Origin of the sequence: Candidatus Stygibacter australis (assembly GCA_030765845.1) — a bacterium.
GTDB lineage: Bacteria > Cloacimonadota > Cloacimonadia > Cloacimonadales > TCS61 > Stygibacter > Stygibacter australis.
This window is the reverse complement of record JAVCDJ010000124.1, coordinates 21,343-39,285: the sequence shown is the minus strand read 5'-3', so window position 1 is coordinate 39,285 and position 17,943 is coordinate 21,343. Positions and strand designations below refer to the sequence as shown.

Here is a 17,943-nt window from a genome sequence, read left to right as displayed (position 1 = left end):
CCTCGCCATCATGATGCATCTCTTCTTCCGGATAGATTATCACGTCATTGATCACTGTCTTTTCGAAACTTACAATTCTCAGCTCCGGTGTACCCTGATCTGGGATTATCAATGCCCTGGTAAATACCGGAACATCTGGATATCCCGTCTCAAGCAGGTCACTGGATTCTGGATAAGTTATATAGGTATAATCAATTCCATCATAAGTTTTAGTTACTATGTCATAACCATCTAAATTAAATTCAATTGACGCCGCACCACGACTTTGCTGGTCACAGGTATAAAGCTCTGTTGCTTGATTACTTTGGATTTCTACCCAAGCTGCTGTCAATAGCGTGAATGCCATCAGTAAAAAAATTAAAAAGAACCCTTTTTTCATTTTAACTTCCTTTTACATTAATTACTTTTACTTATTGATTTAGGAAGCAATAATTGTGCCAAATATTTGAAAATTAAGTCATTGTTGATAAAAAAATCCCTGTTGAACAAACAGGGATTTTTATCTTTAAAATTTTGCAGTTTATTTGAGTAAGATCATTTTTCTGGTTTCACTGGTTTCTCCAGCAGTCAGCTTATAGAAATAAACTCCACTACCCACCATTTCACCATTATTGGTTTTTCCATCCCAGATAACTGAATGTGATCCACTTGGCAGATAATTATCCATCAGGATTCTCACAAGCTGTCCCTTCAGATTATAGACAGAAAGGTTGATTTCAGTATTATCCGGTAACTGGAACTTGATCTCTGTTTCGGGATTAAATGGATTGGGATAATTACCATTCAAAGTTACTGCTTCTGGTAATTCACTGCTGTCATTATCATCTCCATTCGTTACGTTTAAGACCACATTAATTATTTTAGTATCCCAGCTGTCACAGGTGATCACAACGTCACAGGTATGAATACCCTCTTCGATGTCATTAGTATCAAAATTCATCGTGATTTCCATATCTTCACCATCTTCCAGATTTCCTGATGATGTATCAAGATTGATCCATCTCAAGGGATAAAGCATATATATTTCACCAGTTACATTATGTGGTTCCTCTCCATAACCATCTCCACCAATCTCCCAGCCAAATGCCATGTCACCTACAAATTCTGTGCTGAGCAGCACATCTACTTCCCACACGCCTATTTCACCATTGTGAAGAACTCCCCAGTCATTAGCAGTCATGCCATGCCAGTTCACTCTCTGTCCAACCCCGGTAGTGTTGTCCCAGATCATATCACCACCAGAACCTCCTTCCACGTCACTGGCATCCAGCACAGTTACTCCCAGTGGGAAATCCAGCCATACATCAGAAACCCATTCATTATCTGAAGCAGCATTGTATACGTTAAATGTCCAGGTTGTTTCTTCTCCCGGTGTGAATGAATCTGTATCACAGGTGATCACAGACCCGGTGATATCACGTCCAACGGGTGTAGTCTCATCTGTCCGTACATAGAAATTCACCGGCAGATCTCCAATATTGCTCAAAGTAAATGTATAACTGTCTGTCGATAATGGTGCTATTTCATAATAAATGCTGTCCTGATCTACTGCAAATGTGTTTGGCAGATAAGCAGTAAAAGGCAGCATCCAGTTCCAGCTATTTTCATCACTGGAAATTATTGCTTCCAGATAGAAAACATAGAAATCGGGAACATTCCCCGAAACCTCGAAAGTAAATTCATTTTCCAATGTCCCAAATCCATTGGCTGGGATCATTGTATAACTGCCACTATTTTCTGTAACCGTCACATAAGGATCGGTGACTGATACTTCCACATTAATATTCGTGGCTGTATTACCACCCATATTTTCCAGAACCATAGAAAGATCAGCAGTTTCTCCTGCTTCGATAAAGGCATCATCACCAGAATATACATAATAATTATTAACACTCAGGAAAGGACCATCTGGTGGGATTGGAGGAGGTGTAAAGAGAATTGCCATCTCATCCTGCAAAGTTTTACAGGCATCGGGATAACTATTATTAAAGGTATATTGCAAACCGATCTGGGAATCTTCATTCTCCAGGCCTACAGTAGCATATTGCCCATGGTTATTGGGATATTGACCTGCATTATTATTATTTACATCCAGATACTGGAATTTTATCTCGCTGTCGCCAGTAGTGGTGGGGTAATATACAGGGTCATATAAGATGATCTCAAAAGTTTCTCCCACTCCGGTATCTCCATTCGTTATGCGTGACCATTCTATTACCAGGTAATGAAGATCTTCATCGTATAACCAGCAAACATCATTATTGCTCACAGCTAGATCATCCCAGAAAATTGCGATCATCGGACTTGGTCCCTGTGGTCCAGGTATTTGATAATTCATAAAGTTCCCTGTCTCATGGTATCCTGGAGCTATCCAGCCGTTTGAACAAATGCAGATTTCATCATATTCTTCTCCATAATATACAAAAGAGAAATCTGCTGGTAAGTCAAACATCTCATAATCTCCAGTTCCACCTCCAGCACTGATAGATAATCCCGTTCCGTCTCCACCAAAAGATGGATCAGCTTCTATCCAGTCATATTCGGGACATTTATCATAATCCACATCTCCATCATCATAACACCAGTAGCCATATTCATCAGGTCCATATGGGTCTGTTAGTCCTGCTTCGCCAATTGGCACGTTGATGGTTACATATCCATCGTATCCATCAGGACTGGTCAGATTTAAGATAAAGGGGATATAAGTACCAGGTAATATTGAAGCACTTGCTGTCACTGTAAAGCGGTTTGTGGCATTATTTCCTGTTCCGCCACCGGCGATATTACCAAAGCTCCCAATACTGTCGACAATGGTGATCCTGAGGTTATTGCACATCAATAATCCACTCACATCATCTGCGCCCAGATTACCATTATTGGTCAATGTGAAATATATTTCTTCTGTTTCTCCCGGATCTATCACACCATCTCCATCAATAGAAAATGAACTGGCATATAGATTCGGTGCTTCCACGGGTGCCATCAGCCAGGTTGTCCACTCATTATCATCACTGTCATTGATAGTAATATCCATTCTAATATCTACTCCACCCTGGAAGGCTGCTGCTACCTCTATCTCAAATCCTGCTGCTCCTGTGGCTGTTCCACCGGCAGCGATATCACCAAAAGTGATCTCATCACTAAGTACTGTCACCAGATCATTGCTGCATTCCGCGCTTGCTGTCACACCACTCAGTGCCATATTTCCGGTATTAGCCAATGTAACCATTACGTCCACAGTCTCACCAGGATTGATTATTCCATTGCCATTACCGGCTGCATCATCATAACTTACCTCACTGATATCAACAAAATAATCCACCTGCTCAATAGAAACTTCTTCTGTTATTGGAACATGATCATGCTTGGTAACAACTAAATTATAATCACCATCTTCTGCTCCATCAAGATCAAGCAGGATTGTTCCGCCGGCATTGCAATATCCTGTTGCCTTAAAATCCAGATCATCTGATGTAAGAGTTACCCAGGCGCCTTCTGCCGGATTGCCAATGGAATCCATTACTGCCACCTGATAGTAGTTTGACCCCGAGGGGATCGTATCTTCATAGATTGCAGACAACTGCTGCGGCACTCTTGTCCATAATTCTAATGCCGCATCTCCCATAAGAGTGCTCCAGTGAGAGAACGAATCTACCCAACTACCCGGATTCTGAGGAAAGGTCAACCAGAGATAATATTTTCCCTGCAGCATAACAGCGCCGGCTTCAAATAGATCATCACGGAATATTGCACCCCAGACTCCCAGGGCAAGGGCATTATTAAATGGTGTATGAGTTGAGGCTGTTGTAGTTCCATATCCGGCAATGCCTCCACTTGGCATTGTTATTGATCCCTGTTGTACGAATTGTTCGCAGGTTCCATTTCCTGCCCAACTGTTTGAAGCACAGGTAGGAATTATGGCAAATGGTAACATATACCCATTGCTGGTATTTCCTGGTCCCCATCCTGACATACCAATATAACCACGATAACAAAAATACAAGACACCCTCATTGATAGCATTGTCCATCTGGGTCGCAAAAGATCCGCCATATACTTCTTCAAAATTATCATCTCCCCAGAAGTTTCCCGGATAATCAAGCATCAATTCCTTGGCTGCCTTCATTACAGTTATAGTGGAATAACCTGAATTATGAGCGGGATCACCCGTTAATAATGCCCGGCTATACCAGTTTGTATTTCCCATATAAGGAGTCTTTTCATAACCCAATATCTTGTTTAACTGAACCTGGAATGTATTGATCGAACTGAAGGTTATTCTGCCCAGGAACAGATCTCCCAGTACATCATTACCTTCTAATTGGCAGTAAGGATGATCTCCCTCACCGCCTGACAAAGTCCAGGTTGGTATGGTAAAGGATCCATTGGCATCCCCTAATATTGTAACATATTCTGGTGGATCATCCCAGTTATCATAGGCATCCTGGATATAATTTTTGATGGAGGCCGTGGATGTTCCGGTCTGGGTTGTAGTGGCTACTGTTACCTGATATCCCTTCTGCTCGCGCCATTCCACCAGGTAATCAAGATTTTCGAGTACATCATCATTATCATTGCAGATAAATAACAATGTGGGAATCTGGTAATCATCACGTACTGCCACCTGATCATAATTCAAGGTATTTGCTTTATACACGCCTTCAAAACTGCGTGATATTTTGCCACTTCTGGTCTTGGCATTGATTCCGCCTCTACCCTTGGTTTCCACTTCTATAACTATATTGCTGTATATCGTTAAACTGTGGTCGCCTGCATTGTACTGGAAAGGACAGAATGTTATCGGTACAAGACGATAATCACGCATGATTGCCGGTTCACCTGCCCAGGCAATAGTTTCAGGAAATACTCCCCTGCTTCCATAAAATTCTTCATTGATTGCAAATCTATCTACATTGCCCTCGCCATCATGATGCATCTCTTCTTCCGGATAGATTATTACGTCATTGATCACTGTCTTTTCAAAACTTACTATTCTCAGTTCCGGTGTACCCTGATCTGGAATTATCAATGCCCTGGTAAATACAGGAACATCCGGATATCCCGTCTCAAGCAGATCACTGGATTTTGGGTAAGTTATATAGGTATAATCAATCCCATTATAAGTTTTGGTTACTATGTCATAACCATCTAAATTAAATTCAATTGATGCCGCACCGCGACTTTGCTGATCACAGGTATAACGCTCTGTTGCCTGATTGCCCTGGATTTCTACCCATTCTGCCATCAATAATGTGAATGACATCAGTAAAAAAATTAAAAACAAACTTTTTTTCATTTTAACTTCCTTATTAAGATGATTTTTTTTTTCTTGTTAGCATATTTAAACTTATATGATTTCTTATTTTTATTATCGATAAGGTTGATAATAAGTTACTAGTTCGCAGGTATAATCCTATTGAAAACCCCTCCCAGTAAAGGTCTAAGAATTTCCTTTGTTTCATAAGACTCCTACTATATATTTCTATAATTAAGGCAGAAAATGTCCCTTTCTTAGTCAAGACATTTTTAATCTTTATACTCCACTTTCTGGTTGTTTTACTATTGGCAGGATTACTGATAAATGCTTTTAATTGTTTATCACCTGTAACTTAAAATATAAATCCTGTCAACCAGACAAATATTCCCAGATAATATGCCTAATACAGATTTGCATCAGAGGAGCTGTTTACTACTGACAATATAATGAAAATATGACAAAAAAATCCCCGTTAAAGAAAACGGGGATTTTTATATCAAAAGTTATTCAGTTTATTTTAGTAAGATCATTTTTCTGGTTTCACTGGTTTCTCCAGCAGTCAGTTTATAGAAATAAACTCCACTACCCACCATTTCGCCATTATTAGCCTTTCCATCCCAGATAATTGAATGTGATCCACCCGGCAGATAACTGTCCACCAGTGTTCTCACAAGCTGTCCTTTCAGGTTATAAACTGAAAGGCTGATATCAGTATTATCCGGCAATTGGAACATGATCTCTGTTTCGGGATTGAAGGGATTAGGATAATTGCCATTCAGCGTAACTGCTTCTGGCAGTTCTTCCACTTCAGTTTCATCAGCAGCCACTTCTAATACTACGTTCACTATTTTGGTATCCCAGCTATCACAGGTGATCACGATATCGCAGGAATGAGTACCAATTTCCACATCATTAGTATCAAAATTAATGATTATTTCCTGATTATCACCATCTTCTAATGTGCCTGATGAAGTATCCAGATTTATCCATCTCAAAGGATACAGCATATAGATTTCGCCAGTTACGTTATGAGGCTCTTCTCCATATCCATCTCCGCCAACTTCCCAGCCAAATGACATATCACCGGCAAATTCTGTGCTGAGCAGCACATCTACTTCCCATACGCCTATTTCACCATTGTGAAGAACTCCCCAGTCATTACCTGTCAAACCGTGCCAGTTTACTCGCTGTCCGGCACCAGTAGTATTATCCCAGATCATATCACCACCGGAACCGCCAACCACATCACTGGCATCCAGCACAGTTACTCCCAGCGGGAAATCCAGCCATACATCAGAAACCCATTCATTATCTGAAGCTGCATTATATACGTTAAATGTCCAGGTTACTTCTTCACCTGGTGTAAAGGAATCTGTGTCACAGGTGATCACAGAACCAGTTACATCACGCTGCATAGGTGTTGTCTCATCTGTTCGCACATAAAAATTAACCGGCAGGTCACCAATATTGCTCAGGGTAAAGGTTTCACTGTCTGTTGATAGCGGTATCATCTCAAAATGAATGCTGTCCTGATCTACATCAAAGGTATTAGGCAGATACGCTGTGAATGGAAGCATCCAGTTCCAACTGTCTTCATCACAGCTTATTATCGCTTCTAAATAGAATACATAGAAATCTGGAACACTGGCTGATACTTCAAAAGTAAATTCATCTTCCAGGGTTCCAAAACCATTAGGTGCTATCATGCCATAACTGCCACTATTTTCTATCACAGTCACATAGGGATCATTTATAGAAATTTCTACATTAATATTACTGGCAGAATCTCCACCCATATTCTCCAGTACCATGGAAAGCACAGCAGTTTCTCCTGCTTCGATAAAGACATCATCCCCTGAATATACATAGTAATTATTAACGCTCAGGAAAGGTCCATCTGGTGGGATTGGAGGAGGAGTAAAAAGGATTGCCATCTCATCCTGCAAAGTCTTACAAGCCTCAGGATAAGTATTATTAAAAGTATATTGCAAGCCAATCATAGAATCTTCATTTTCCAGACCTACTGTGGCATACTGACCATGATTACTGGGATACTGTCCAACATTATCATTATTCACTTCCAGATACTGAAATTTTATCTCGCTGTCACCTGTAGTGGTGGGATAAAAGATTGGATCATAAAGGATAATTTCAAATGTATCACTTGAACCTGTATCTCCATTAACAATGTCAGACCATTCTATTACCAGATAATGCAGGTCATCATCATAATACCAGAATAATTCATTATCATAAGCTGCCAGATCATCCCAGAAAATAGCGATCATCGGGCTTGGTCCCTGTGGTCCTGGTATCTGATAGTTCATAAAGTTTCCGGTTTCGTGGTAGCCGGGAGCAATCCAGCCATTAGTACAAACCGTGATTTCATCATATTCTTCACCGTAAAATGTAAATGAGAAATCATCGGGAAGTTCCAGATTAGAATATATTCCCTCGCCAGCACCATGACCTGTGTCAACATCATTTACCCAGTCAAAAGCTTCTCCATCTCCATCAAAGTTAGGATCTATTTCCACCCAGTCATAATCAGGGCATTTATCATAATCCACATCGCCATCATCATAACACCAGTAACCATATTCATCCGGTCCAAAAGGATCAGTTTCATCTGCTTCACCAATCGGAACATTCATGGTCACAAATCCATCATATCCATCGGCATTAGTGAGATGAATAATAAATGGAATATAAGTCCCTGGCAAAATTGCATTGCTGGCAGTTATCGTAAACCGGTTCGTAGAATTATTTCCACTGCCGCCACCTGATATATTGCCAAAATTGCCAGTATCATCCGTAATAGTAATGCGTTGATTATTGCAACTAAGCAGACCATCTACATTACTGGCTGTCATATTACCATTATTGGTCAACGTGAAATAGATGTCTTCTGTCTCACCTGGATCAATTATGCCATTTCCGGCTATTGTATAAGCACTGGCATAAAGACTGGGTGCTTCGATTGGAACTATCAGCCAGGTATCCCATTCATTATCATCACTATCTGTGATTGTGATATCCATTCTTACATCCACGCCACCTTGAATAGTTGCGGCTGTCTCTATCTCAAAACCTGTGGTAGAACTGGCTGTTCCGCCGGCTGCAATATCACCAAAACTGATTTCATCACCAATTATGGTTATCTGGTCATTATTGCATTCCACACTGGCTGTAACGCCACTTAATGCCATATTTCCAGTGTTTTCCAAAGTGAGCATGATATCTATCGATTCATCAGGATTTACCATGCCATTACCGTTTCCGGCTGCATCATCATAACTTACTTCACTGATATCAACAAAATAATCCACTTGCTCAATTGATACATCTTCAATAATTGGAATATGATCATGCTTGGTTACTACTAAAGTATAATCCCCATTGGCTGCACCTTCCAAATCAAGCAGCACTGTTCCACTGGTATTGCAGAACTCGGTTGCTTTAAATTCCAAATCTTCTGATGTCAAGGTCACCCAGGCACCTTCTGCCGGATTACCAATTGAGTCCAATACGGCTACCTGATAATAATTAGCGCCTTCAGGGATTACTTCATCATATATAGCACTAATTGTCTGAGGAACCCCTGTCCACAAGTCCACAGCGGCTTCACCCATCAGAGTATTCAAGACTGAGAATTTATCCACATTATTGCCGGGGTTCTGCGGGAAAGTTAACCATAAATAATATTTTCCCTGTAAAATTGCTCCACCCATGCTGAAGATGTCATCACGGAAGATTCCACCCCAGGTTCCCAAAGCAAAAGCATTGTTGAAAGGGGTATGAGTTCCCCAAGTCGCTGTTCCAACTGCTCCAATTCCTCCACTAGGTAATGTTAAACTTCCCATCTGGGCAAATTGCTCTGCAGTGCCTAATCCATTATCCCAATCGTTTGAACCACAAGTCGGTATTACAGCAAATGGCATCATATAACCATTAGTGGTATTGCCAGGATCCCAGCCTGACATATAGAGATAACCGCGATAACCAAAATATGAAACTCCCAGATTTATCGCATTGTTCATCTGAGAAGCAAAGTTTGGAGCATATACTTCCACAAAATTATCATCACCCCAGAAATTACCCGGATAATCAAGCATCAATTCCTTAGTTGCCTGACATGCTGTTATGGTAGAATATCCCGAATGAGCTGGATCACCTGTCAATAATGCCCGGCTATACCATGATGTATCGCCCATATATGGGTCCTGCTCATAATGTAATATTTTATTAAGCTGCACCTGGAATGTTCCAATGGTGCTAAATGTGATCCTGCCTAATATCAGATCGCCTAATATATCATTTCCTTCTAACTGGCTGTATGCATGATCTCCTTCACCACCTGATGAATACCAGGTTGGGATTGAAAATGTACCGCCGCTATCTCCAATAATTGTTACATAATCTGGCGGGGTATCCCAGTTATCATAAGCATTCTGGATATAATTCTTGATGGAATTCGTGGTTGTTCCGGTCTGGGTTGTAGTGGCTACTGTTACCTGGTATCCCTTCTGAATTCTCCACTCAACCAGGTAATCAAGATTTTCGAGTACATCATCATTATCATTGCAGATATATAACAATGTTGGCACCTGATAATCATCACGTATTGCCACCTGATCATAATTCAACGTATTTGCTTTATACATGCCCTCAAAACTACGTGATATTTTACCACTTCTGGTCTTGGCATTGATTCCGCCTCTGCCCTTGGTTTCCACTTCTACTACTAGATTGCTGTATATCGTTAAACTGCGGTCGCCTGCATTATACTGGAAAGGACAGAAGGTTATCGGTACAAGACGATAATCTCGCATGATTGCCGGCTCACCTGCCCAGGCAATAGTTTCAGGAAATACTCCCCTGCTTCCATAAAATTCTTCATTGATTGCAAATCTATCTACATTCCCCTCGCCATCATGATGCATCTCTTCTTCCGGATAGATTATCACGTCATTGATCACTGTCTTTTCGAAACTTACAATTCTCAGCTCCGGTGTACCCTGATCTGGGATTATCAATGCCCTGGTAAATACAGGAACATCTGGATATCCCGTCTCAAGCAGGTCACTGGATTCTGGATAAGTTATATAGGTATAATCAATCCCATCATAAGTTTTAGTTTCTACTTCATAACCATCTAAATTAAATTCAATTGACGCCGCACTACGACTTTGCTGGTCACAGGTATAAAGCTCTGTTGATTGATTACTTTGGATTTCTACCCACGCTGCTGTCAAAACGGTGAATGCCATAAGTAAAAAAATTAAAAACAATTTTTTTTTCATTTTTACATCCTTCTTAAAAATATTTTTTCATTCTTGTGCGCATATTTATTTTTGGGGACTTCCCCAGTTCTAGTAACGATATGATAGTTGAATACTTATTAGCCTTAAGGCATACCACCTATTGAAAACCCCTCCCTGTCAAGGTCTAAGAATCTCCTTCTTTTCATAGGACTCCTGCTTAATATTTCTAATATTAAAGCAGGAAATGTCCTTTTGTTAGTCAAGACTTTTTTTACTATAACCAGTAATAAAGCCTGAAAATCTACACAAAAAAGGTATTGGGTTAGGACGGTATTCCCGGAAACGCCTGCCCCGATGTATCGGGGACTTAAGACCGGGCAGGGGCACAACCAGAATTTATTAAATGAAAAGCTATATTCTTTGATAAATAATCTATTGTTCGTTTTGAAATAAAACTATTTAAATCTCATAAATACTTTTAAATTAAAAAACCGGGAAATTTTCTTACAATATTACATCTAAACTTTTATAAATAAAAGAATTATGTCTTTCTAACAGTATCAGGTTGACCCCCCCTGCACCCTCCCTGTTGGTTCCCTGTGGCTTGAGTTTAAAATTTTGATAGTTATGGCTTTGATTGATAACATTAGTTTAGTCATTTCTGAAAGTTTTTCTTCAATTGAATGTGATTGTTATCTTTAGTATCTGCTGATCTCAAGCAGATACTAATTGAAAATAGTAATGGGCTTCCAAAGCTTGTTACCTTGGAAGCCCATGGTTATCTTATTTATCCTATCATGGATTTGATGTCGTCTTCCACATTGGTGATAGGGGCGATATTGAAGTTTTTAACTAATACATCTACAACTGTAGGTGAAAGGAAAGCTGGTAAAGTTGGTCCCAGATGGATATTCTTTACTCCTAAATATAAGAGGGCAAGCAGTACTGTGACGGCTTTTTGTTCATACCAGGCGATGTTATAGACTATGGGCAGGTCATTGATGTCGTCCAGTCCAAAGACTTCTTTGAGCTTGAGGGCAATTAGTGCCAGAGAATAGCTGTCATTACACTGACCAGCATCCAGAACGCGCGGGATGCCACCGATGTCACCCAGGTTCAGTTTATTATAGCGGAACTTGGCGCAGCCGGCAGTGAGGATCACAGTATCTTTGGGTAAAGCTTCAGCAAAATCTGTATAATAGTTTCTGCTTTTATGGCGTCCATCGCAGCCAGCCATTACTACAAACTTCTTGATAGCACCAGATTTTACGGCTGCTACCACTTTATCAGCCAGAGCCAATACCTGATTATGAGCAAATCCGCCAACTATACTACCGGTTTCAATTTCCGTAGGTGCTGGTAAGGTTTTTGCCAGAGCGATAACAGCAGAGAAGTCTTTTGCCTGTCCTTTTTCTGCAGCAGCAATGTGTTTCACGCCGTCAAAACCAACATTATTGGTGGTAAATATGCGGTCTTTATAAGAATTCTTCGGGGTTACTAAGCAGTTTGTAGTCAGGATGATCGCACCATTGAACTTTTCAAATTCTTCACCCTGCAACCACCAGGAATTTCCATAATTTCCTACAAAATTATCGTATTTCTTGAAGGCAGGATAATAATTGGCTGGCAGCATTTCGCCGTGAGTATAGATATCTACGCCAGTACCTTTAGTCTGCTCAAGTAATTCTTCCATGTCCTTAAGATCATGACCGGAAATCAGGATAGCAGGATTTTTACGTACTCCAATATTAACATTAGTGAGTTCCGGGTGACCATAAGTTTCAGTATTGGCAGCATCTAATACAGCCATGGCATCTACAGAATACTTTCCGGTTTCCATTACCAGAGCGATCAGTTCATCCACACTTAAGCTGTCATCTAAAGTAGAGATGAGTGCCTTTTCGATGAATATGACGATTTCTTTGATCTCTTTGCCTAAGCGGATAGCGTGGTCTGCATAAGCAGCCATACCTTTCACGCCAATGATACTGAGTTCACGCAATGAACGGACATCTTCATTTTCAGTTGTGAGAATGCCTACAGCAGTAGCTTTGGCATCGATATCTTCATCAGTAACTGTGAAATTAGCAGCATCATGCGTGGCAAATTTGCCGGCATTAAGACCCATTTTAGCAACTTTGCTCTTCAGAATATCACGTGTTTTGATAGTTTCTTTGATTGCCTTGATGAAGTAATTGTGGTCAAAATTAGCATTAGTGATAGTAGAGAAAAGGTTTTCTACGATGAACTTATCCATTTCATTACAGGGTTCAGCATATTTTTTCCTGATAGCGAGTGGAATCTTAGCGCGGAAAATAGCTAATCCTTTCAGTGAATAGATCAAAAGGTCTTGCAGATTAGCAACATCCTGCTTTTTCCCACAAGCTCCGTTAATTGTACAGCCTTTGTTACCGATAGTTTCCTGACATTGAAAACAAAACATACTCATAATAATCTCCTTATTTATTTTTTATTTGGATCAAGTATAATTGTAGCAGCACTTGGTTTGGGAAGCTTCATTACCAGAACCCGGACATTTGCTTCCGTCTTATTGTAAATACAGTGCACGATATTTTTGGGACTTTCCACCAGATCATCGGTTTCTACCTGAATATTTTCCTCACCTACTAAGATATTAGGTCTGCCTTCCAAAACGTAGAAGGTTACATCTACAGGTGTGATATGGGGTTTTAGTTCTTCTCCGGGCATCAGGAGCAGGTGCATGATCTGGGCATACTGTGAGTCATGCAGTTTGAAGCTTTGGATACCATGGGGATTGGCTGCCTGAGGCAGATTGTGATAATTATTAATAATCATTAGATTATCTCTCCTTTGATTGAGATCACATTTACTTTTACCATCATAAATTTCTGAGCTTTCTCCAGCGCTTTCTGGATGATGAATTCTGTACCACCGCAGCAGGGAACTTCCATGCGGGCAATAGTTACGGAATTTATCTTGTGGGTTTGAAAGATCATTGCCAGTTTCTCTATATATTGATCTATATCTTTATCAAGTTTGGGACACAAAACGATAGGAACCCGTCCTTTAATAAATTTAGCGTGAAAATCAGGATAAGCAAACGGAACACAGGTAGCTGCTATCAAAAGGTCAGCATTTTCCAGATAGGGTGCAGATGCATTAAGCAAGTGCAGTTGAACTGGCCAGGTCTGTAATTCCGGCTGAGCAACAGTTTTTTCTACTACCTTTGGTGGTATGCGGTCAATAGTCTGAGTCTGAGTAGAAGGACAGCCTCCTGAAGGGCAGGTATCCTCATTAATTTTGGGGATTGGCATGCCTTTGCGAAGTAAAATTGCCAAAGCCTGTTCAAAATATTCCTTCTGATCATGATCACGCAGGTGTTTCAGATGTGCCTTGATCGTATTAGGTCCGGCTTTGATGATATTTTCCAGCACTATCGCCTCATCATAAGCCTCAGCTTCTCGAGTAGTTACGGAAATAGCACCCAGTGGACAATCACCAATGCAGGCACCCAGTCCATCGCAAAAAAGGTCACTCACCAGTCTGGCTTTACCGTCAATTATCTGCAATGCTCCTTCTGGACAGCCGGGAATACAGTTCCCGCAGCCATTGCATTTATTCTCATCAATATAAATAATCTCTCTTTTCATTATCTCTCCTTAGTTAATATTCACTAACATAATAAATAAAAAAATATAACTCAGGTGATCATTTTCTTAACCGCATTCCAAAGCAGTTCACCTTCCAGATTAAGGTCAAAATTACAGTCTGCCAGACACCATTGATTGATCAGCAGGCGCAGAGAACCAAAGATGATACGAAACATTTCCCGGGCGGGAATATCGGCACGCAATTCGCCTTTGAACTGTCCTTCGCGGATGATATTCTGCATAGTGCTGGCATGCTGGTGCATGATATCCAGCATTTTTTGGGAATAGCGGGGATCGTCTCTAAAGATACCTTCAGCAAACATTACTTTGGCTGCTGAGGGGTTGGCAGAAAATCTCTGATAGCGGTCAAATAAGAATTTTTTTATTTTGTCCATGCTATCGAGTTCCTGCTTTTCAGTTTCAGTAAGCACAAAGCGTGAGATATCCTGGAAACTATCGAGCATTGCCATGATAATATCATATTTGGAATCAAAGTGACGATAGATGGCTGGTTCAGAAAACCCGACTTCTTTTGATATATTTTTGATAGTGAGGTTCTGGATACCTTGACCGGCGATCAGATCGATTGAGATATTTACTATCTGCTGCTGTCTTTCCGTAAGTTCCATCTGAACCTCCTGTTTCTTAATGCGTGCCAATAGTTAGTGAACGCTAACTAATGTCAAGTTTTTTTAATTTGAGGCCCAGCTAAAACCTTGCGAATGGTTGCTAAACCTCCGCAATGGTTGACTTTAAGATAATTAAGGTATAAATAAGTTGTCGGGTCTGGTCACCACCATTGCGGAGGTGCAAGACCATCCGCAAGGTAGTTTATATTTATTCTAAGTACTTAATCCAGCTGGAAACTATCACCTAATTGGGGGATTACTACTTCCCAGTTATAGGTTTCTCGGATGTGGTCTGCCATGGCTGCGGATGCTTCTGGGTTACCGTGAACTATGAATACTTTTTTAGGTGCTTTATTAAAAGCCATCAGCCAGGCGAGCATTTCAAAATAATCTGCATGTCCTGAGAAGCCATCTATCATTTCCACTTTTGCCGTAATGGGCACATGTTTGCCGTGTATAGTAACTGTTTCCTTTTTTTCCTGCAGGGTTCTGCCACGAGTACCTTCAGCCTGGTAGCCGATCAGGAGCACAGTGTTTTTGGCATCAGGCAGAGTTCTTGCCAGATGATGCAAAATGCGACCACCAGAAACCATACCACTGGCAGAAATGATAATAGCATTTGATCTCACTTTATTTATGCTCATGGATTCTTCTTTAGAGCGGCAGATATGCAGATCAGCGGTGCGGAAAATATCTTTACCCTGCATTTTCTGCATCCGGGCAAAAAGATCAAAATCCTGGATATGATTATTAAAGATCTGTAAAGCTTCAATTGCCATCGGTGAGTCCACGTAAACCGGCATTTTGGGGATTTTTCCATCTTCTTCCAGCTCGCGGATGAGATAAAGTAATGTCTGGGTACGCCCCACAGAGAATGCCGGGATCACCAGTACTCCACCACGCTGATGGCTTTCATTGATCACCCTTTCCAGGTCAGCAGCAGCATCCACATCAGAGTGAGTGCGATCTCCATAAGTAGATTCCAGGATCAGATAATCTACGTTATAAACCTGGTCTGGATCATTAAGCACCGGAATTTCCGGGCGTCCCAGATCACCAGAAAAGAGAATTTTGCGGGAAGCATCATTTTTTGTAGTCTTAAAATCGATTAGAGAAGCTCCCAGAATGTGCCCTGAATCATGAAATCTAACCCGGGTATTTTCTGATAACTGATAAATATCACCATAAAATATAGGTTTAAAGAGAGGAATAGTTTTTTCAGCATCTTCGCCATTATAAAGCGGTTCTGCTGGAGAATGCTTACTGAATCCCTTTTTATTTGCCCATTTGGCGTCTTCTTCCTGAAGATGTGCACTATCGCGCAGCACCACTTCACAAAGATCTGCCGTGGCTTGAGATGAGATTATCCTGCCATGGAATCCCTCTTTCACAAAGCGGGGCAGATAGCCACAGTGATCTATATGAGAATGAGTGATAAATATATGATCAAAACTTGCCGGAGGCACTGCAAAAGGATCCCAGTTCTTTCTACGGTTTTCTCTTCTACCCTGGAACATGCCACAATCTACCATGATATTTTTATCATCAATTTCTAACTGGAATCGGGAGCCGGTTACTGTACCGGTAGCGCCATGAAAGGTAATCTTTGCCATAATTTCTCTCTTTTTGATTTTTTCTTAAACTTATTATCAGCAATCATCCGTCAATGATTTTCTCCTGGCAGCCAGCGGAAGGCTTTAAGAGATATTTTGCCATTTTTATTAAAAACCACACCTTCTGATTCCAGCAGGGAACGGTGATATTCCGTCCATTGATCATCACCATATTGACTGATCTCACCTTTGGCATTGAGCACGCGATGCCAGGGGATATCCGAACCGGAAGGGGTATTGTGAAGGGCATAACCAACCAGCCTTGCCTGTCTCGGCAATCCAGCCAGTTCAGCTATCTGCCCATAGGTTGCCACCTTTCCAGGGGGTATTTTTCTCACAACCTGATAGATCTTTTCATAAGAGCTCATAATTTCCTCTAAATTATACCTAATCTGAGCGATTCTGTTTTGTTTCAGATTGCTAATATCTTTGAGCAGATTGAGTTGCGAAAAATTGCAGGAATACCTTAATGGTATTTCAAAACCTTTCGCAACTTCAAGATGCCAAAAAGATTAGTGATATGAGAAAATGAGAATCGCTCAGGTTAGGTTATATTAATAACCTCGATTTATATCAACCTGATTAGGCATTTTGCCGGTTTTATAATATTCATTGAGCATGTCAGCCAGATGCTGAACCCGCAGAAGTTCTGTATCGTAATTTGCAAAAGCACCACCCCGATGTGGACTAAGCACCACATTTTCCAGTTCATGAAACGGCAGGTTCCCGGGATATGTATGCTGTCTATCTGCTGATGAGTGGGGATAATTATACCACACATCCAGCCCGGCAGCAGCAATTTTGCCGGATTTCAGCAGGTCATAAAGAGCTTGTTCTTCTATCAATTTTCCCCTGCCAATATTTACCAGCAAAGCAGATTCAGGTAATAATTCCAGTTTCTCACGATCAAGGATATTTTCTGTGTGAGTAGTCAAAGGAAGAGTCACTAAAAGTATATCAGTTTTTGGTAAGAGGATTTCCAGGTCAGATGCTGGATGGATTTCCACGCCATTTTCCTGATACATTTTCTGACACGAATGACGTGTGGCAGAGATATTTGTTTTCATCCCCCTGCACATTTCCGCCAGATGTCTGCCTACTGAGCCATACCCCATAATCAGAACATTTCTGCCTGCGATCAAGCGGTTTGCCAGTCCTTCATAACGTGGTGTCCAGTCACCTTTCTGCAATTTATTATGTGCCGGGATAATACTTTTTGCAGCGGTAAGCAGCAGGGTAAATGCCATTTCAGCAGTAGGCAGGGCATTATGATGCAGATTATGCAATTTAAGATGAGGATATTTCCTGACGACTTCAGCAGTTTGAGCTGAAATCCCCGCATAGGGAACAATCAAATATTCCAGGTCAGGAGCCTGAGAAATAAATTCTTCTTCCGGTCTGCCCCAGATGAGTATTTGATAATCAGGCTTTTCCGGCAGAGTGGTGCCCCATTGAATATTGATAGAATCATCCAGACCTTCATAAAGAAACTTTTTTTGCCAGTCAGTATATTCCCCATAAATAAAGATATTCATTTTTACTCCCGAT

At 40.8% G+C, this 17,943-nt stretch carries 10 protein-coding genes; all 10 read right to left on the bottom strand.

Going from position 1 to position 17,943, the window contains the following annotated elements; translation table 11 throughout:
• On the bottom strand, window positions 1-379 hold a 379-nt coding region (locus RAO94_06465; protein ID MDP8321975.1), incomplete at its 3' end, for a C25 family peptidase propeptide domain-containing protein.
• A 141-nt stretch (window positions 380-520) separates the two neighbouring features.
• Complete coding sequence (locus RAO94_06460) at window positions 521-5,296, bottom strand: C25 family cysteine peptidase (protein ID MDP8321974.1); 4,776 nt, start codon at window positions 5,294-5,296, stop codon at window positions 521-523.
• Between the two features lie 473 nt (window positions 5,297-5,769).
• Window positions 5,770-10,560, bottom strand: a complete 4,791-nt coding sequence (locus RAO94_06455; GenBank protein ID MDP8321973.1) for a C25 family cysteine peptidase — start codon at window positions 10,558-10,560, stop codon at window positions 5,770-5,772.
• 748 nt (window positions 10,561-11,308) lie between these two features.
• Complete coding sequence (hcp, locus tag RAO94_06450; protein MDP8321972.1) at window positions 11,309-12,970, bottom strand: hydroxylamine reductase; 1,662 nt, start codon at window positions 12,968-12,970, stop codon at window positions 11,309-11,311.
• Window positions 12,971-12,984: 14 nt separating this feature from the next.
• Window positions 12,985-13,338 carry a cupin domain-containing protein gene (locus RAO94_06445; protein ID MDP8321971.1) on the bottom strand — a complete coding sequence of 118 codons (354 nt, stop codon included), beginning with the start codon at window positions 13,336-13,338 and terminating at the stop codon, window positions 12,985-12,987.
• Entirely contained in the window at window positions 13,338-14,153 is an 816-nt protein-coding gene (locus tag RAO94_06440) for a 4Fe-4S binding protein (protein MDP8321970.1), read from the bottom strand. Before RAO94_06440 ends, RAO94_06445 begins: the two co-directional genes overlap by 1 nt.
• Before the next feature lie 50 nt (window positions 14,154-14,203).
• Window positions 14,204-14,782, bottom strand: coding sequence for a TetR/AcrR family transcriptional regulator (locus tag RAO94_06435; protein MDP8321969.1), 579 nt, complete (start codon window positions 14,780-14,782; stop codon window positions 14,204-14,206).
• Window positions 14,783-15,003: 221 nt separating this feature from the next.
• Complete coding sequence (locus RAO94_06430; protein MDP8321968.1) at window positions 15,004-16,395, bottom strand: MBL fold metallo-hydrolase; 1,392 nt, start codon at window positions 16,393-16,395, stop codon at window positions 15,004-15,006.
• 50 nt (window positions 16,396-16,445) lie between these two features.
• A complete protein-coding gene (locus RAO94_06425) occupies window positions 16,446-16,763 on the bottom strand; it encodes an MGMT family protein (GenBank protein MDP8321967.1) in 318 nt (105 codons plus the stop codon).
• 186 nt (window positions 16,764-16,949) lie between these two features.
• Complete coding sequence (locus RAO94_06420; GenBank protein MDP8321966.1) at window positions 16,950-17,930, bottom strand: NAD(P)-dependent oxidoreductase; 981 nt, start codon at window positions 17,928-17,930, stop codon at window positions 16,950-16,952.
• Between the last annotated feature and the right edge of the window lie 13 nt (window positions 17,931-17,943).

Coding starts and splice junctions, on each gene's coding strand:
- RAO94_06435 (MDP8321969.1), bottom strand. CDS start 14,782: ATGGAACTTACGGAAAGACAGCAGCAGATAGTAAATATCTCAATCGAT.
- RAO94_06420 (MDP8321966.1), bottom strand. CDS start 17,930: ATGAATATCTTTATTTATGGGGAATATACTGACTGGCAAAAAAAGTTT.
- hcp (MDP8321972.1), bottom strand. CDS start 12,970: ATGAGTATGTTTTGTTTTCAATGTCAGGAAACTATCGGTAACAAAGGC.
- RAO94_06425 (MDP8321967.1), bottom strand. CDS start 16,763: ATGAGCTCTTATGAAAAGATCTATCAGGTTGTGAGAAAAATACCCCCT.
- RAO94_06430 (MDP8321968.1), bottom strand. CDS start 16,395: ATGGCAAAGATTACCTTTCATGGCGCTACCGGTACAGTAACCGGCTCC.
- RAO94_06440 (MDP8321970.1), bottom strand. CDS start 14,153: ATGAAAAGAGAGATTATTTATATTGATGAGAATAAATGCAATGGCTGC.
- RAO94_06455 (MDP8321973.1), bottom strand. CDS start 10,560: ATGAAAAAAAAATTGTTTTTAATTTTTTTACTTATGGCATTCACCGTT.
- RAO94_06445 (MDP8321971.1), bottom strand. CDS start 13,338: ATGATTATTAATAATTATCACAATCTGCCTCAGGCAGCCAATCCCCAT.
- RAO94_06460 (MDP8321974.1), bottom strand. CDS start 5,296: ATGAAAAAAAGTTTGTTTTTAATTTTTTTACTGATGTCATTCACATTA.